This window comes from Rhizobium sp. BR 249 (assembly GCF_047445895.1).
GTDB lineage: Bacteria > Pseudomonadota > Alphaproteobacteria > Rhizobiales > Rhizobiaceae > Rhizobium.
In genome coordinates this window covers 136,017-151,141 of sequence record NZ_JARWKX010000005.1, presented here as the reverse complement: position 1 = coordinate 151,141, position 15,125 = coordinate 136,017, and the positions used below count along the sequence as shown (strand labels likewise).

The 15,125-nt window shown below is 62.7% G+C and carries 20 protein-coding genes; 12 read left to right on the top strand and 8 right to left on the bottom strand.

The window, feature by feature from the left end; all coding sequences use genetic code 11:
* Window positions 1-16: 16 nt before the first annotated feature.
* The 6 genes from QD408_RS07100 to QD408_RS07075 all read left to right on the top strand — a co-directional run bounded on the left by QD408_RS07100 (window position 17) and on the right by QD408_RS07075 (window position 3,259).
* A complete protein-coding gene (locus QD408_RS07100) occupies window positions 17-442 on the top strand; it encodes a hypothetical protein (RefSeq protein ID WP_088684751.1) in 426 nt (141 codons plus the stop codon).
* 57 nt (window positions 443-499) lie between these two features.
* Window positions 500-1,786: a TonB family protein gene (locus tag QD408_RS07095; protein ID WP_414138801.1), complete on the top strand. Its 1,287-nt coding sequence runs from the start codon at window positions 500-502 to the stop codon at window positions 1,784-1,786.
* A gap of 107 nt (window positions 1,787-1,893) precedes the next feature.
* Window positions 1,894-2,301, top strand: a complete 408-nt coding sequence (locus QD408_RS07090; RefSeq protein WP_414138800.1) for a DUF2325 domain-containing protein — start codon at window positions 1,894-1,896, stop codon at window positions 2,299-2,301.
* On the top strand, window positions 2,298-2,567 hold the full coding sequence (locus QD408_RS07085) for a hypothetical protein (RefSeq protein WP_414138799.1): 270 nt from the start codon (window positions 2,298-2,300) through the stop codon (window positions 2,565-2,567). The genes QD408_RS07090 and QD408_RS07085 overlap by 4 nt, the downstream gene beginning before the upstream one ends.
* A 9-nt stretch (window positions 2,568-2,576) precedes the next feature.
* Complete coding sequence (locus QD408_RS07080) at window positions 2,577-2,891, top strand: antibiotic biosynthesis monooxygenase family protein (protein ID WP_414138798.1); 315 nt, start codon at window positions 2,577-2,579, stop codon at window positions 2,889-2,891.
* Complete coding sequence (locus tag QD408_RS07075) at window positions 2,888-3,259, top strand: bleomycin resistance protein (protein ID WP_414138797.1); 372 nt, start codon at window positions 2,888-2,890, stop codon at window positions 3,257-3,259. Before QD408_RS07080 ends, QD408_RS07075 begins: the two co-directional genes overlap by 4 nt.
* On the opposite strand, the gene QD408_RS07070 is transcribed toward QD408_RS07075, so the two are convergent.
* On the bottom strand, window positions 3,256-3,627 hold the full coding sequence (locus tag QD408_RS07070; protein WP_414138796.1) for a DUF423 domain-containing protein: 372 nt from the start codon (window positions 3,625-3,627) through the stop codon (window positions 3,256-3,258). The genes QD408_RS07075 and QD408_RS07070 overlap by 4 nt on opposite strands.
* Window positions 3,624-4,019 carry a group II truncated hemoglobin gene (locus QD408_RS07065; RefSeq protein WP_088684891.1) on the bottom strand — a complete coding sequence of 132 codons (396 nt, stop codon included), beginning with the start codon at window positions 4,017-4,019 and terminating at the stop codon, window positions 3,624-3,626. The genes QD408_RS07070 and QD408_RS07065 overlap by 4 nt, the downstream gene beginning before the upstream one ends.
* Before the next feature lie 168 nt (window positions 4,020-4,187).
* Between QD408_RS07065 and QD408_RS07060 the strand changes: the two genes are divergently transcribed.
* The 6 genes from QD408_RS07060 (at window position 4,188) to QD408_RS07035 (ending at window position 8,667) form a co-directional block, all read left to right on the top strand.
* Window positions 4,188-4,751: a TetR/AcrR family transcriptional regulator gene (locus QD408_RS07060; protein WP_414138795.1), complete on the top strand. Its 564-nt coding sequence runs from the start codon at window positions 4,188-4,190 to the stop codon at window positions 4,749-4,751.
* 31 nt (window positions 4,752-4,782) lie between these two features.
* Entirely contained in the window at window positions 4,783-5,109 is a 327-nt protein-coding gene (locus QD408_RS07055) for a DMT family transporter (protein ID WP_414138856.1), read from the top strand.
* 193 nt (window positions 5,110-5,302) lie between these two features.
* Window positions 5,303-6,088: a ThuA domain-containing protein gene (locus QD408_RS07050; RefSeq protein ID WP_414138794.1), complete on the top strand. Its 786-nt coding sequence runs from the start codon at window positions 5,303-5,305 to the stop codon at window positions 6,086-6,088.
* 9 nt (window positions 6,089-6,097) lie between these two features.
* Complete coding sequence (locus tag QD408_RS07045) at window positions 6,098-7,141, top strand: Gfo/Idh/MocA family protein (RefSeq protein ID WP_414138793.1); 1,044 nt, start codon at window positions 6,098-6,100, stop codon at window positions 7,139-7,141.
* 117 nt (window positions 7,142-7,258) lie between these two features.
* A complete protein-coding gene (gene plsY, locus QD408_RS07040) occupies window positions 7,259-7,942 on the top strand; it encodes a glycerol-3-phosphate 1-O-acyltransferase PlsY (protein WP_414138792.1) in 684 nt (227 codons plus the stop codon).
* A 287-nt stretch (window positions 7,943-8,229) separates the two neighbouring features.
* Complete coding sequence (locus tag QD408_RS07035; protein WP_414138791.1) at window positions 8,230-8,667, top strand: EamA family transporter; 438 nt, start codon at window positions 8,230-8,232, stop codon at window positions 8,665-8,667.
* Window positions 8,668-8,739: 72 nt separating this feature from the next.
* On the opposite strand, the gene QD408_RS07030 is transcribed toward QD408_RS07035, so the two are convergent.
* From QD408_RS07030 to QD408_RS07005, 6 genes are all read right to left on the bottom strand, one after another.
* The gene (locus QD408_RS07030) at window positions 8,740-9,135 is read right to left on the bottom strand and encodes a DUF1236 domain-containing protein (RefSeq protein WP_088684740.1); all 396 of its coding nucleotides are present in this window, start codon (window positions 9,133-9,135) and stop codon (window positions 8,740-8,742) included.
* A 128-nt stretch (window positions 9,136-9,263) separates the two neighbouring features.
* Window positions 9,264-10,376 (bottom strand): ABC transporter permease, encoded by a 1,113-nt coding sequence (locus tag QD408_RS07025; protein ID WP_414138790.1) that lies wholly within the window; start codon window positions 10,374-10,376, stop codon window positions 9,264-9,266.
* A gap of 1 nt (window position 10,377) precedes the next feature.
* Window positions 10,378-11,505, bottom strand: a complete 1,128-nt coding sequence (locus tag QD408_RS07020; protein WP_414138789.1) for an ABC transporter permease — start codon at window positions 11,503-11,505, stop codon at window positions 10,378-10,380.
* Window positions 11,502-13,247, bottom strand: a complete 1,746-nt coding sequence (locus QD408_RS07015; RefSeq protein WP_414138788.1) for an ATP-binding cassette domain-containing protein — start codon at window positions 13,245-13,247, stop codon at window positions 11,502-11,504. Before QD408_RS07015 ends, QD408_RS07020 begins: the two co-directional genes overlap by 4 nt.
* Complete coding sequence (gene hlyD / locus QD408_RS07010) at window positions 13,244-14,251, bottom strand: secretion protein HlyD (RefSeq protein ID WP_414138787.1); 1,008 nt, start codon at window positions 14,249-14,251, stop codon at window positions 13,244-13,246. Before hlyD ends, QD408_RS07015 begins: the two co-directional genes overlap by 4 nt.
* Window positions 14,248-14,952, bottom strand: coding sequence for a CerR family C-terminal domain-containing protein (locus tag QD408_RS07005; RefSeq protein WP_414138786.1), 705 nt, complete (start codon window positions 14,950-14,952; stop codon window positions 14,248-14,250). The genes hlyD and QD408_RS07005 overlap by 4 nt, the downstream gene beginning before the upstream one ends.
* Between the last annotated feature and the right edge of the window lie 173 nt (window positions 14,953-15,125).

Below are 15,125 nucleotides of genomic sequence, written 5' to 3'. Positions count from 1 at the left end.
CAATGCGGAGAAGATGATGACGGGTAGGTTTGCGGCCGTTGCGGCCGGCTTGGTGATGACGGCTGCACGCGTAGCCCAGGCGCAGGAGGCGGCGCCCGCAGCCTCCCTCGATGTCGAACTCAACGCGCTGGCGCCCTCGCAGAAGGGCTGCATGATGACTTTCGTGGCGCTCAACAAGCTGCCCGCCGCCATCAACAAGGTTTCCTTCGAGCTTGCCTTCTTCAACGACAAGAATGCCGTCGACCGCATCACCGTCCTCGACTTCCGCGATCTGCCGCAGGGCAAGAAGCGCGTGCGCCAGTTCGACATGCCGAATGTCAAATGCGAGAGCGTGACCCGCATCCTCATCAACGACACGCCGGTCTGCGACGGGCCGGTCGCTGGCGAATGCATGAAGGGTCTCGTCACCCGCTCGCAGATCTCCGTTCCTTTCGAAGGATGAGAAGACGCCGGGGATGAACCCCGGCCGACATGTTTCCGGCTGTCCGAGGCGTAAAGAATGGCGATTTCAGCGAAATCCAGATCGAGACATGTGCTCATCGGGGAGGAGAGCGCCGACACCAGCCTGAACGACAACATGCCCGGCATGCACCCCGGCCACGAGCTTCCCGAACTGCGAAACGCGCAGCGGCAGCCGGCCGGCGAGACGGTCATCCACTACACGCGTTCTGCGCAGATATCCTCCTTTCCCGACCATCCGGAAGCCGAACCGGCCGCCCCCGCTTCCGCGCCGCCGATGGATGCGGCGGTGGAGAAGCAGGAGGATGAGAAGAAGCCGGTACGGCGGCGGGTGGCGCTGACGTGTGTCGGTTCGTTCTTTTTTCATGTCGCGCTGGCCGTAGTGCTGATCGTTGCCTTCCCGTACGTCCCGGAAGAAGCAATCGAGGAGGCCGGCGAAGCCGTCAGCGTCGTCATGTATGGTAATGCCGACGTCGACCAGACCGCTGCCGGCGAGACCGATGTGACAGTACAGGAAGAAATCATTCCAGAGGCGGTAGAGCCGGAGACAATCCAGCCGACCGAAGTCTCGCCCGCAGAAACTCAGGATCCGATCCAGCAAGCCCCGTCTCCAGAGGTAACGCGCGTTTCGCCGGAGACTGCGGCAGCGGTCGAGCCGGAGGTTCTCGTTTCGGAAGCTCCAGCGGAAACCGCTGTCGTACAGCCAATGTCGACGGTCGTTCCCGAGGAGCAGAAGCCTGCTGACGAGATGCCCCCGGAAGTTCAACCATCTGAGACGCTTCCTGTCGCCGCAGTCGAACCCGAGGAGGTCAAGCCCGTTGAGACGGCCGAACTGCAGCCGGAGCCGGACGTGCCGCAGGAAGTCGTGACGCCGAAGCCCAAACCGAAAGTGGTGACGCAGGAAAAGCAGAAGCCGGTGGAGAAAAAGCGTCCGCCGAAAAAGACATCGGGTTCGCAAGGCGAGGCCCAGCAGGATTCCGAGCGGGGCGTTATCGAGGGCGATCGTTCGGTTCAATCCGATCGTAATTCACCCGCCGCCGGCAACAACAATGGAATCGGAACTGCGGCCTTGGCCAATTATGACGGGAAGGTCCGCAGTCGCATTCGACGTGCGATCAGAAGCCCCGGTGGGGCCAAGGGAACTGTGGTCGTCAATTTTTCCGTGAATGGCAGCGGCGGCCTGACTTCCGTTCGCGTCGTAGGCGGATCCGGCATTGCTGAAATCGATCAGCTTGCCGTCAATGCTATCAGACGCGCCGCACCATTTGGCCCAACGCCCGGTGGGAATGGAAGGAATTTCAACTCGGTTGCGATCGAGGTTCAATAATATGATAAAAACAATCAACTTTATACTTTACTACAAAAATCAAGTTTAATAAGGTCCGTCCGCACACGCAGGAATCGTGTGACGATCAACCAGCGAACGGGTGGCATATGGCTCGCAAGGGCAAGAAGGGATCGAACCGGGAGGTCCGCGACAGCGCGGGCGAGGAGGCCAGCCAGGCATCCAACGGACGATCCAAACTGGGTGGCCGCAGTTTCCTCTATGTCGGCGGGCGTGACTGCCAGGTGGCGCATCTGCGCCAGATCGCCAGCAATTTCGGCGCCGAGCTCATTCATCACGATGGCGGCCTGCGCGAGGCGGTCTCCCGCATCGACACGCTGCTTCCCTCCGTCGACTGCGTGTTCTGCCCCATCGACTGTATCAGCCACGATGCCTGCCTGCGCGTGAAGACCGGCTGCAAGAAGTTCAGCAAGGCCTTCATCCCGCTTCGAAACGGCAGCAAGTCCAGCCTGGAACGTGCGCTGCAGACGATGAACGAACGAGACACTTCCCGATGAACGACCAGCGCCCCGACGGCTTCACCATGATCGGCCTGCACAAGCTCGCCGCCCATAGCGGCGACGGCCTCGTGCCCGAACTCTACGAACTGTTCCAGCAGCACACCGCACGCCAGCAGATCTATCAGAATGTGACGCTGTTCCCGACCTGGGAGGCGCGCATGCCTGGGGAGGCGGCCACGAGACCGCTTGGCGCGGCGGCGGCAAACGGCAATAATGTTCTCGCCTTTCCCTCGCCTGCTGCGAAGGCGGTCAAGAAGGCGTAAGGAGATTTCATGTATATCGCAATGAACCGCTTCAAGGTCGTAACCGGGACCGAGGGCGATTTCGAAACGGTCTGGCGCAATCGCGATTCCAGCCTGGCCGAGGTGCCCGGTTTCGTCGAATTCCGCCTGCTGCGCGGCAAGGCCAACGAAGAAGAGGGCTACACGCTCTATTCCTCGCACACGGTCTGGAAGAGCGATGAAGATTTTCAGAACTGGACGAAGTCCGAGAACTTTCGCGCGGCGCACCGCAATGCCGGAGACCGCAAGGCGATGTACAAGGGGCCGCCGGTTTTTGAGGGTTTTAACGTGGTCGAGGGCATATGAACGAAGTCCCCGATCGCATCGAGGTTCTGCCGGTCCTGCCGTCACTCGATATCGCCGAGACGCTCTCCTTCTATCGCGACAAACTCGGCTTTGCCAATGTCGTCTATGAGGCGCCGGATTATCTCATCCTGCGGCGCGACGATATGGAGCTGCATTTCTGGCGTACCGAGGATGTTAGTCTCTGCGAGAAGACCTCCGTCTATCTCCGCGGCGGCGGCATCGGCGCGCTTCATGCGGAATATCGGGAAAAGGGCGTCGAGCGCCTGACCGAAATGGAGGTGCGGCCGTGGAACATGGAGGAATTCTACATCCATGATCCGCATGGAAATCTCCTGCGCTTCGGCCGCATACCGCAGCCGCGCGGTTAGGTTCTGACGCGGAAGGCCGTACCTGCCGCCACGGCGAGCCAGCCGAGCATCATCGCCCAGCCGCCGGTCGGTGCGGCGTAGGGGAAGAGGCCGGAGCCGGAGAAGCGGAGCGTGACGAGATCGCCGGCAAAGAGCAGTGTTCCCACGATCATCAGGAAACCGGCCAGCCAGGCGGTTTTGAGCTTGGCGGTGCCGAGAGCCAAGGCCAGCAGGGCAGGGGCGTGGGCAAGGCACATGGCGGAGGCGGATGCCGCAAGATTGGCCTCGCCGCCGCCATGGGCGGCAAGGGCGGCGAGCGCCACGCCGGCGACACCGAACAGGCCGGCAAAGAGATAGAGCATCGGCTCCAGTCGCGCGTTGAGGCTCATGGTTCTTCCTTGTTCTGCATGTGATGGGCGAGGCGTTCGACCGGCGCCCAGATGAGATCGCGCAGTGCCTGGCTTGATATCGTCTCGTCGAGCGCGCGGCGGAAGCAGAGCAGCCATTCGTCCCGTTCGACGGGCCCGATCTCGGCAACGAAATGGCGGCTGCGCAGGCGCGGATGGCCGCGTTTGTCGGTATAGAGCGGCGGGCCGCCGAGATAACCGCTCATATATTCGTAGAATTTCTCTTCGCTGCCTTCCAGGCTCGGCGGGTGCACGGCGCGCACGTTGCTTGCCTCCGGCAGCGTATCCATCAGCGCATAGAAGCGGTGCGTCAGCGCCCGCACGGTGGGATCGCCGCCGATCGCTTCATATAGAGTGGTGACCTTCTCCGTCACGAAACCATCCCCGATATCATTCCCAGTCCTCGGCCTCTTCATGCACCTGATGGAAAATGATCGCAACTGTCATCAAGGCGCCGCGGCATTTCGCGCATAATGCCCGCGAGGCAGGGGTTCCAGCGATTCTTCTTGACAAAACCGTCCGGACGGTATCTTTTATCTCTCATGTCAAACGCTCACCATCGCAAGAAACAACCGGCTCTCGTGCGCCAGCAGTTGCTGGAGGTCGCCGCGCGTCTTGCCGCCAGCGAAGGCATGGCGGCTGTGACGCTCGATGCGGTCTCCGCCGCCTCCAGCGTCAGCAAGGGCGGCTTGCTGCATCACTTCCCGACGAAGAATGCGCTGCTCGACGCGCTGTTCGAGAGCCTGCTTGAAAGGTTCGATGCCGATATCGAGGAGTTGATGCGTGGCGATCCCGTGCCGCAGGGCCGTTTCACCCGCGCCTATCTCAGGGCGGTGTCCGGCCTCAAGGATCGTCCCGACGATTCCAGGGGTTGGACGCAGGTGACGATCGCGCTTCTCGCCGAACCCCGGCTCCGCCTTCGCTGGCGCCAATGGGTGCAGGCGCGGGCCGAGGAATATGTCGGCACCGATTCCTCGCTCGATGCGCAGATCGTGCGCTTCGCTGCCGACGGGCTGTGGTTCGCGGATACGCTGGAGAGCCATGATATCGCCGATGCGCTGAGGCGGAATCTCATCGACCGCCTCGTCGAATTGACCGGAAAGTAATCCAGGGGATACCGCCATGAGCCAGGCCGCCATCTACGGGCTGCTCTTTGCAGCCATCGTGCTCGAGGTCATCGGCACGACCGCGCTGCAATTGTCGCAGCAGTTCACCCGCATCGGGCCGACGGCACTCGTCGTCGCCTGCTATGCGGCGGCCTTCTATTGCCTGTCGCTTACGCTGAAGAGCATTCCCGTCGGCATCGCCTATGCGATTTGGAGCGCTTTGGGAATCGTGCTGATTTCCTCGGTCGGCCTGATTTTCTTCAAGCAGCGCCTCGACCTGCCGGCGATCGTCGGCCTCGGGCTGATCATATCGGGCGTTGTCGTGGTCAATCTGTTCTCGAAATCCGTTTCGCATTGATTTAATTGCGAAATTTTAGAGCGCGCCTCCGAAACTCACGAGAGAAATTTTCCCCTTTGTCAAACTCCTGACAAAGGGCTATGTGTTGCTTTGACGTGGAGGAGATCGAGGCGCACCCAGCGCCTTTTTCCAAAGCGCTTTGAATTCTGCTTTTCCCGCCTGCCGATACTTCCAGCTTCCAGAGGAGCACATCATGGCCATACGCACCGTCGTCTGGGGAGAGAATATCCACGAGACTACCAATGAGATCGTCCGGGGCATCTATCCCGAAGGCATGCACACGACGATCGCCAACGCGCTGAATACCGATCCCGCGATTTCCGCGACGACGGCGACGCTGCAGGAGCCGGAGCATGGGCTGAGCGAGGCCCGCCTTGCCGAAACCGACGTGCTGACCTGGTGGGGCCATAAGGATCACGGCGCCGTGTCCGACGACGTCGTCGAGCGCGTCGCCAAGCGCGTCTGGGAGGGCATGGGCCTTCTCATTCTGCATTCCGGCCATTTCTCGAAGATCTTCAAGCGGCTGATGGGCACGCCCTGCGCGCTGAAATGGCGCGAGGCGGGTGAGCGCGAGCGGCTGTGGACCATCAATCCGCGCCATCCGATCGCCGCCGGCATCGGCGAACATTTCGAGCTTGAGAACGAGGAAATGTATGGCGAGCAGTTTTCGGTGCCGGAGCCGCTCGAAACGGTGTTCATCTCCTGGTTCCAGGGCGGGGAAGTGTTCCGCTCGGGCCTGACGTGGCGGCGCGGCGCCGGCAACATCTTCTATTTCCGCCCCGGCCACGAGACCTATCCGACCTATCACGACGCCACGGTGCAGAAGGTGCTGATCAACGGCGTCAAGTGGGCCTATAACCCCGAGGGATCGTTGACTGGCATTACCGACGCTCCAAATGTGCCGGTAGAAAAGGCACTGGAGCCGATTGTCGAACGCGGCCCGAAACTGCACCAGGCCGGCGAAGCCGGTTACCGCTGAGGAGCATCCATGCGACTACTCGTTCTTGGCACGGGCGTGATGGCGAAAAACCAGCTCACCCACTTCAGCAAAATCGACGGCGTGACGGTGGTCGGCGCCGTCGACACCGATCCCGACCGGCTTTCCGCCTTTGCCGACAAGTTCGGCATCGAGAAGCGGTTCCTTTCTCTGGAGGAGGCGATCGCCTGGGGCGAATTCGATGCGGCGACGAACATCACGCCCGACCGCATCCATCATCCGACGACGCTGGCGCTGATTGCCGCCGGCAAGCATGTGCTCTGCGAGAAGCCGCTGGCGGAAAACTATGCGAAGGCGCTTGAGATGACGGAAGCGGCCGAAAAGGCCGGCGTCATCAACATGGTGAACCTCACCTACCGCAATGTCGCACCGCTGCAGCGCGCCCGTGAAATGGTGCTTGCCGGTGAGCTCGGTACGATCAAGCACGTCGAAGCCTCCTATCTGCAAAGCTGGCTCGTCTCACGTGCCTGGGGCGACTGGCGCACGGAATCGACCTGGCTGTGGCGGCTTTCCACCGGCCATGGCTCGAACGGCGTGCTCGGCGATGTCGGCATCCACATCCTCGATTTCGCCGCCTATGGCGCCGCCACCGACATCGATCATGTCTTTGCGCGGCTGAAGACCTTCAACAAGGCGCCGGGCGGCCAGATCGGCGAATATATGCTCGACGCCAATGACAGCTTCACCATGTCGGTCGATTTCGCCAACGGCGCGCTCGGCGTCATCCATGCCAGCCGCTGGGCGACGGGCCACCTGAACGAGCTGAAGCTGCGCATCTACGGCGAAAAGGGCAGCCTCGAGGTCATCCACCGCCCGGCCGGATCGGAACTGCGCGGCTGCCTTGGCGACGATGCCGAGACCGCCACCTGGAAGGAGATCGAGGTGGCGCCGGTGCCGACCAACTACCAGCGCTTCGCCGAAGCAGTGGCAAGCGGCATCCAGCCCGACCCGAACTTCCGTCACGCCGCCAACCTGCAGAAGGTGCTCGATCTCGCTATGGAGACCGAGCGCGAGCGACGCGAGCTGAAGGTCTGATGCGACGCTTGGGATAAGTGAACCGGGCTTCCGGCTGGCATGCGAAATGAAAGTATGATGATGTCGAACTGCCCACGGATCTCGTGGGCGGTTTTCTTTAAGCGGCGAGGTGGCTCCATGATTTGGATAGCGGGTGTGGTCGGACTGGCGATCGCTTATCTGATCGGCGCCATTCCCACGGGCTATCTGGCGGGAAAGCTGCTCAAAGGCATTGACATCCGGGAACATGGCTCCAAATCCACTGGCGCAACGAATGTGTTGCGGACTCTGGGCAAATGGCCGGCCTTGGTCGTGTTGCTGGTGGATGTGCTGAAAGGCGCGGCGGCGGTGGTCTTCGCCCGCTGGTTTTATCCCTGGTCTTATGGATGGCGGTACGAGATGTCGTCGACAGCGCTTGATTTGACGGGCTGGGTGTCTTGGGCCGTTTGTGCGGCCGGACTTGCCGTCTTGTTAGGTCACGGCCGTTCGATCTGGTTGAATTTCACAGGTGGCAAATCTGCTGCGACAGGGCTCGGCGTGCTGCTCGCCATATCATGGCCGGTCGGTTTAGGTGCGGCGACGGTTTTCGGCATCGGGCTTGCTGTGTTTCGGATTGTGTCGCTGAGTTCGATGCTGGCGGCGTTGACGGCGATCGTCCTCATTTTCAGCCTGGAGCAGCCGTTGGCCTACCGGTTTCTGGTGATGGCAGGCGGCCTTTATGTCGTCGTGCGTCATCATGCCAATATCAAGCGGCTGCTGGCGGGGATGGAGCCGCGAATAGGGCAAAGCAGTCCGGCAGCGAAAACGGGGTCGCAAGTTTAAGCCGCTCCTGCGCCTCCGCGGTGAGCGGAGCCGCTTCGGTCTGCGATGTTTTCGCGTTATGCTTCGGCATGGGCAGTTCGACGCTCTCCTTCGGTCCGTTCCTTTACGGTGACAGGAAGCCTGTGGCGGGAGGGCAAAGCCGTTGCGGCCGAGCGTAAGCGGCGCGAGTGAAGGTCTGATTTCGGCGTTTGAAACAACGAAGCCGCCATTCCGGCGGCTTTTTCGTATGTTGGATTTGCTTCAAAGATTTTCACGCTGATCAATACAAGAGGGCGAAGGCAAATCACATGAAAAGTCTTCTCACAAGCTGGCCGCTTTGGGCGCTTCTTTCCGCCTGCTTTGCAGCGCTCACTGCGATTTTTGCCAAGGTCGGCGTCGAGAATGTGAATTCCGACTTCGCAACCTTCGTTCGCACCATCGTCATTCTGCTGGCGGCAGGGATGATGGTCTATGTGACGGGCAATTGGCAGGAGCCGTCTTCGGTGTCGAGCAGGAGCTGGCTGTTTCTCATCCTCTCCGGCCTTGCCACCGGCGCATCCTGGATTTGCTATTTCCGGGCTTTGAAGCTCGGTGATGCGGCTCGTGTCGCACCGATCGACAAGCTCTCCGTCGTATTCGTGTCCGTCTTTGCCGTGCTGTTCCTGGGCGAACGTCTGTCGCTTCCGAACTGGCTTGGCGTCATCATGATCGCCGGAGGCGCCGTGCTCGTCGCCTACAGAGCCTAAACCGGCGAAAAAGGCCCCACCGAGGTGGGGCCGGAGGTGGCCGAGCCGCCGCAAGTGGTCCCGGCCGCTTGTTTATTCAATCACCTGCACGACGCGGTGGGTGCGGGGTTCGACGATCACACGGCGGTCGTTGATGACCGTGTAGGCGTATTTCGGGTTGTCAGGCACCGGTGTAACGACGACATCGGCCGGGAGCGGCTTGCCGACGACGATCGGCTGCTCGACGACCACGCGGGAGGTCGGGGCCGGCTGCTGCTGGACATAGGTAACGACCTCGCGCGGCGGCGGATCGACGACGGCGCCGGCGACACCGCCGGCCACGCCGCCAATGGCGGCACCCACGGGACCACCGACGATCGCGCCGGTGATGGCGCCGCCGGCGGCACCGGTAACAGCGCCGTCAGCCAGCGCGTTGGTGGCAAGCGATGAAAGCGCAAGAGCGCTGGAGACAAGTAGAATCTTGTACATTTTGCTTCTCCTTTGTTGGATTGCGTTTGGGTAACGACAACGCAAATCCGATGTTCCAGCTGGAGAATCACGCTTTGGAAGGCCGGTTCATATTCTGTGAGGCGGCTGAAGCATGCGTAGGGATGGGATTATTCCAGGCGCCGGCGGAAGAGCCAGGCGGCAGCGCTGAGGGTGACGGTGGCGATCAGCGCCAGCGGGATCGTCTGGTTCACCACCTCGCTCAAAGGGATATCCTTGAGGAAGACGCCTTTGACGATCACCAGGAAATAGCGCAGCGGGTTGATGAGCGTTATCGGTTGCAGCCAGGCCGGCATATTCTCGATCGGCGTGGCGAAGCCCGACAGCAGCATGGCCGGGACCATGAACAGGAAGGCGCCGAGGATCGCCTGCTGCTGTGTCATCGACAGTGCCGAGATGAACAGGCCGAGACCAGCGACCGAGCCGAGATAGAAGATCGCGCTGCCATAAAGCAGGAAGAGCGAGCCGCGCAGCGGCACTTCGAAGAGGAAGACGGCGGCGAGGATATAGACGGTGATGTGGAAGAGGCCGATCATCATCGGCGGGATCAGCTTGCCGATCAGGATCTCGTGCATGCGCAGCGGCGAGACCATCAGTTGGTCGAAGGTGCCGAGCTCGCGCTCGCGGGCGATCGACAAAGCCGTAACGATCAGGCCGATCAGCAGCGCGATGCTGGCGATCAGGTTCGGCACCATGAACCATTGATAGGTGAGGTTCGGGTTGAACCAGTTGCGCGGCACCGTCGAAACCATTTCGGCGCCCGTTCGCTTGCCGGCCGGGGTCTCGGCGGCAAGGGTGCCGCTGATCTGCGAGAGGTAGCCCGCGACGATCTGCGAGGCGTTGGAGCGGCGGCCGTCGAGCACGACCTGCAGGTCGGCCGGCGTTCCCGCCTCGATATTGCGCGAGAAATCCGGGCCGATCTCGACGGCGGCGATCACGGTCTGATTGTCGATTGCCACCTGGACCTGCGCCTGGCTCGCGGCGACTTCGATGTTGCGGAAAGTCGGCGAGCCGTCGATGCGCTCGATCAGTTCCTGGCCCCAATGGCCGCTGTCGCGGTTGAGGATCATGATGTCGACATTGCGGACTTCGAGCGTCGCGGCATAGGAAAAGACGAGAAGCTGGACGATCGGCGGGCCGATGAGGATGGCGCGGCCCTTGGGGTCGCGCAACACGGCGAGCAGTTCCTTGACGATCAGGGCGTAGAGCCTTGTCCATCCCATCTCAGCCGATCCTCTTTCTGGTGCTGCGGGCGGCCAGCACGAACATGATAGCGCCGATCGTCAGCATGACGGAGATTGCCTTCGCGAACATCGGCCAGATGTCGCCGGCGAGGAACACCGTCTGCAGGCTGGGGATCAGGTAGCGCGCCGGCACGATGAAGGTGATCCACTGGATGACCGCAGGCATGGAATTGATCTCGAACAGGAAGCCCGACAGCAGGAAGGCCGGCAGGAAGGCGGTGATCAGCGCCAGTTGCGAGGCGAGGAACTGGTTTTTCGTCGCCGTCGAGATCAACAGGCCCTGGCCGAGCGCCGGGATCAGGAAAGCGGCCGACAAGGCGTAAAGAGCCGCGACCGAGCCGCGGAACGGCACGCCGAAGAGAAAGACCGCCAGCAGCACGCAGAGCGTCATCGAGGTGAGGCCGAGCAGGAAATAGGGCAGGATCTTGCCGGCGAGCAGTTCGACCGCCGTCACCGGCGTCGCCATCATCGCCTCCATCGTGCCGCGCTCCCATTCACGGGCGACGACGAGCGAGGTGAGCAGCGTGCCGACAAGCGTCATGACGATGGCGATAGAGCCCGGCACGAGGAAATTGCGGCTGGTGAGTTCCGGATTGAACCAGAAACGCTGCTCGACCGTGATGGCAGGGCTGTGCGAGGCGACATCCGCCTGTCTCTGCTGTTCCCAGTTGGCGACGGCACCTTGCGCATAATTCTGCACGAAATTCGCCGTGTTCGGGTCGGAGCCGTCGACGATCACCTGGAGAGTGGGACGGTTGCCGGCGGTGTAGCGCGTGGTGAAATCGGCCGGGATGATGACGATGCCGCGCACCTTGCCGATCACGAGATCATCCTCGAACAGGCGCCGGTCACGGCTGATCGTCACATCGAAATAGCGCGAGGCCTGGAAACTCGCCGACAGGTCCTGCGTCAGCGGCGTCATCTCCTCGGTCACGAGGCCGATGCGGGTGCGGCTGGTATCGAGCGAGACGCCGTAGCCGAAGAGAAAGAGCAGGATCAGCGGCAGCACGAAGGCGATGAGGATGCTGCTCGGATCGCGGACCGCCTGGAAGCTTTCCTTGCGCACGAGGGCAAACAAACGCCGTAACCGGCCTGATGAGGCGCTCATGCCGCATCCTCCGCTTCCGACTGCTGCACCAGCGCGATGAAGGCATCCTCCATCGTCGGGTCCGGCTGCTCCCTGGTCGCGACCCGGGCCTTCAATTCGTCGGGCGAACCGAGCGCAATCGAGCGGCCGCGATAAATCAGCGAGATACGGTCGCAATATTCCGCCTCGTCCATGAAATGAGTGGTGACGAGCACGGTGACGCCTTTTTCCACCAGCGCGTTGATATGCGTCCAGAATTCGCGCCGGGTGATCGGATCGACGCCTGATGTCGGCTCGTCCAGGAAGAGGGCGCGCGGCTCGTGCATGACGGCGCAGGCAAGCGCCAGGCGCTGTTTGAGGCCGAGCGGCAGGTCCTTGGCGGCCTCGTTGGCATGGCGGCCGAAATCGAAGATCTCGGCCATCAGCTCGATGCGCTTGCGCTTATGCTGGCCGCGAAGGCCATAGACGCCGGCGAAGAATTCGAGGTTCTGCATGACGGTGAGATCGCCGTAGAGCGAGAATTTCTGCGCCATGTAGCCGAGCTGGTTGCGGGCTTCGGCGGCATCACGGCGGAGATCGAAACCGGCGACGCGGCCTTCGCCGCCGGTCGGCTTCAATAGGCCGCAGAGCATCTTGAAGGTGGTGGACTTGCCGGCGCCGTTCGGGCCGAGCAGGCCGAAGATCTCGCCGCGGCGGATATCGAAGCTGATGTCGTCGGCGGCGGTGAAATCGCCGAAGCGCTTGGTCAGGCCCCTGGCTTCGATCACCGGGCGGTCGCCCTCGGCCTTCGGCGGCTCCTGCGCCTCGGCGAGCCTGGAGCGGCCGCCGGGGCCACCGCCGAGCATGTCGACGAAGGCATCCTCGAAACGGGGCGGGGCCGGGGAAAGCGAGGCGCCATTGCCGGCCTTGCCGATATCGGGTGTCTTGCCGCTGGCTGCGACCAGGCGGATCGCCTCGCCCTGGATCACGCCGTCGATGACGCCATCGGCCTGCAGCAGCTCGGCGAGAACCTGCCGGCGGCGGCCGGTGACATCGGAGACCCGGAAGACGCGGCCGTCGACGCGCTCCGTCATCTCCTCCGGTTTTCCCGAGAAGAGCAGTTTCCCCTGGTTCAAGAGCAGCACATGGTCGCAGGCTTCGGCCTCGTCGAGATAGGCGGTCGACCAGAGCACGCCGATGCCTTCCTTCGTCAGGTTCTCGACCATCTTCCAGAGGTCGCGGCGCGAGATCGGGTCGACGCCGACGCCCGGCTCGTCGAGCAGCAGCAGGCGCGGCTTCTTCAGCAGCGCGCAGGCGAGGCCGAGCTTCTGTTTCATGCCGCCGGAAAGCTTTCCGGCGAGCCGGCCGGTGAAACGCTTGAGGTCGGTGAAGGTGAGCAATTCGTCGAAGGCGCCGGCGCGTTCGCTCTTCGGCAGGCCGCGCAGATCCGCATAGAGATCGAGGTTTTCCTGCACCGAGAGGTCCTCGTAGAGGCCGAAGCGCTGCGGCATGTAGCCGATCGCCGCCTGGATGCCGGCGGCATTCTTCCGGGTGTCGAAGCCCAGAACCTCCACCGTGCCGGCGTCCGGCAGCATCAGGCCGGTCATCAGGCGGATCAGCGTCGTCTTGCCGGCGCCGTCGGGGCCGACGAGGCCGGTGATCGCGCCGCCGCCGATGACGCCGGAGACGGCGTCGAGGGCCGGAGGCGCGTCGCTGAAACGCTTGGTGACGCCGTCGATCCGGACGAGCGGCTTGTCGTCCCGGCTGGTTTCGACGGTCGTCATTGTCCGCCTGCTGGCGCGGAAAGCCGCACGGTGACAGGCATGCCCTGGCGCAGGTCCGGGCCGGGCTTGTCGATGACGATCCTCAGGCGATAGACGAGATCGGTTCTCAGTTCCGGCGTCTCCACCGATTTCGGAGTGAATTCGGCGACGGGAGATATGAAGCCGATCGTGCCTTCATAGGGCTTGTCAGGCGCCATATCGGAGGCGACGGAGACCTTCATGCCCGGATGGATGCGGCCGAGATCGGGTTCGGCGACGTAGCTGCGCACCCAGACGGGCTCGGTGAGCGAGAGCACGAAGACGGTATCGGCCGGCGAGACGATCGCGCCGTTTTCCCGCACGCGCGAGAGGATGACGCCGTCGTTCGGCGCGCGCAGTTCGGTGTCGGCGAGCGAGGTGCGGGCCGAGGCGAGTGTGGCCTCGGCCGCCTTCAGCTGGGCATCGGCGGCGGCGATATCCTCGATGCGGGAGCCTTCCTGCAGCAGCTTCAGCGCCTCGCTGGCGGATTGCGAGCGGGCGGCGGCCATCGCCTTTGCGGCGGTCGCCTGATCGAGGCTCGCTTCGGAAATCGTGCCCTGCGGGCGAAGCTGGCGGGCGCGGTCATAAGCGAGGTTGGCATTCTGCAGATCCGCGAGGCTTTCGTCATAGGCGGCGCGCGCCTGGGCGATCTCGGTCGGCCGCGGGCCGGCCTTCAGTTTGTCGAGCGTTGCGCGAAGGGCTGCGGCATTGGCCTCGCCGGAGCGCATGGCAAATTCATAGGGCGCGGCGTCGAGCTTTGCCAAAACCGTTCCGCTCTTGACGACATCGCCCTCGTCGACACGGAGTTCGGAGAGGCGGCCGCTGACGCGAAAGCCGAGCGAGACTTGGCGGATATCGACATTGCCGTAGAGCACGAATTCACGCCGCGCCTCGGGCAGCCAGCCGAACCGCTCGGGCAGGCCGTACCACCAGGCGGCGCCCGCCGCAGCGAGGAGAAGGACGAGGAGGGGAAGGATGCGTTTCATGCCGCACCTCCTTTCGGCGGGCCGATGACATCGGCCAGTTCGGCGGCAAGGCCCCGCAGGATTTCCACCTGTTCCGGGCCGAATGTGTCCCATTCCATCTGGGCGAGCACGGAGGCATGGGCAAAGCGGAAGATGAGAATGCTGCCGACGAGATTGAAGGTGCGCAGGCGCACATGTTCCGACGCCGGGTCCTCGCTAAGGATGGCGCCGACCAGCCGCCGGCCCATTTCGATCATCGGCCGCATGATGCCCTGATAGACCCGCTTGAATGCCTCGGTCGGTTCCATCTGCTCGCGGATGAGGAAGCGGGCCCAGGGCTCGGATTCCTTGGCGACGAAGAGCGTTACCATGGTCTGGAGAATTTCGGTGAGGAAGAGGCGGGCCTCTGCCTCGCCGAGCGGCTCGCCGGCCGCGTCGAGCGCCATGAGATGTGCGCCGATGCGCGCCCTCATGCCGCTGACATGCGCGTCGATCTGCATCATCAGATATTCGGCGGTGGCGATGTAGAGGCCTTCCTTGCTGCCGAAATAATAAGGGATCGCCTGCAGGTTGACGCCGGCGGCTTCGGTCAGCTGGCGCGTCGAGGCGCCGTCGAAGCCGTAGCGCCCGAAGACGTCGAGGGCGGCGGTCAGCATCTTCTGGCGCGCGATCTCGGCGCGGGCGGAGGCTGGTGGGGTTTGGTTGTCGTTTTGCTTGGTCATGACGGTTTTATAGCACTGATCGATAAATCAGTCAATCGAATGATATATTGTAGTACAAGCCATCATTTGAACGAATGAAGAGGATCTCTTCGTTCGCACTCCGTTGCCTTTTGACGTTCTGGTTCTTTGCCTGGCGTCATCCTCGGCCTTGTGCCGAGGATCTGCTCCGGTCA

What these genes read in the sequence shown, in the direction of transcription:
- QD408_RS07100 (WP_088684751.1), top strand. Translation starts at nt 17, where the DNA reads ATGACGGGTAGGTTTGCGGCCGTTGCGGCCGGCTTGGTGATGACGGCT.
- QD408_RS07095 (WP_414138801.1), top strand. Translation starts at nt 500, where the DNA reads ATGGCGATTTCAGCGAAATCCAGATCGAGACATGTGCTCATCGGGGAG.
- QD408_RS07090 (WP_414138800.1), top strand. Translation starts at nt 1,894, where the DNA reads ATGGCTCGCAAGGGCAAGAAGGGATCGAACCGGGAGGTCCGCGACAGC.
- QD408_RS07085 (WP_414138799.1), top strand. Translation starts at nt 2,298, where the DNA reads ATGAACGACCAGCGCCCCGACGGCTTCACCATGATCGGCCTGCACAAG.
- QD408_RS07080 (WP_414138798.1), top strand. Translation starts at nt 2,577, where the DNA reads ATGTATATCGCAATGAACCGCTTCAAGGTCGTAACCGGGACCGAGGGC.
- QD408_RS07075 (WP_414138797.1), top strand. Translation starts at nt 2,888, where the DNA reads ATGAACGAAGTCCCCGATCGCATCGAGGTTCTGCCGGTCCTGCCGTCA.
- QD408_RS07070 (WP_414138796.1), bottom strand. Translation starts at nt 3,627, where the DNA reads ATGAGCCTCAACGCGCGACTGGAGCCGATGCTCTATCTCTTTGCCGGC.
- QD408_RS07060 (WP_414138795.1), top strand. Translation starts at nt 4,188, where the DNA reads ATGTCAAACGCTCACCATCGCAAGAAACAACCGGCTCTCGTGCGCCAG.
- QD408_RS07050 (WP_414138794.1), top strand. Translation starts at nt 5,303, where the DNA reads ATGGCCATACGCACCGTCGTCTGGGGAGAGAATATCCACGAGACTACC.
- QD408_RS07045 (WP_414138793.1), top strand. Translation starts at nt 6,098, where the DNA reads ATGCGACTACTCGTTCTTGGCACGGGCGTGATGGCGAAAAACCAGCTC.
- plsY (WP_414138792.1), top strand. Translation starts at nt 7,259, where the DNA reads ATGATTTGGATAGCGGGTGTGGTCGGACTGGCGATCGCTTATCTGATC.
- QD408_RS07035 (WP_414138791.1), top strand. Translation starts at nt 8,230, where the DNA reads ATGAAAAGTCTTCTCACAAGCTGGCCGCTTTGGGCGCTTCTTTCCGCC.
- QD408_RS07030 (WP_088684740.1), bottom strand. Translation starts at nt 9,135, where the DNA reads ATGTACAAGATTCTACTTGTCTCCAGCGCTCTTGCGCTTTCATCGCTT.
- QD408_RS07025 (WP_414138790.1), bottom strand. Translation starts at nt 10,376, where the DNA reads ATGGGATGGACAAGGCTCTACGCCCTGATCGTCAAGGAACTGCTCGCC.
- QD408_RS07020 (WP_414138789.1), bottom strand. Translation starts at nt 11,505, where the DNA reads ATGAGCGCCTCATCAGGCCGGTTACGGCGTTTGTTTGCCCTCGTGCGC.
- QD408_RS07015 (WP_414138788.1), bottom strand. Translation starts at nt 13,247, where the DNA reads ATGACGACCGTCGAAACCAGCCGGGACGACAAGCCGCTCGTCCGGATC.
- hlyD (WP_414138787.1), bottom strand. Translation starts at nt 14,251, where the DNA reads ATGAAACGCATCCTTCCCCTCCTCGTCCTTCTCCTCGCTGCGGCGGGC.
- QD408_RS07005 (WP_414138786.1), bottom strand. Translation starts at nt 14,952, where the DNA reads ATGACCAAGCAAAACGACAACCAAACCCCACCAGCCTCCGCCCGCGCC.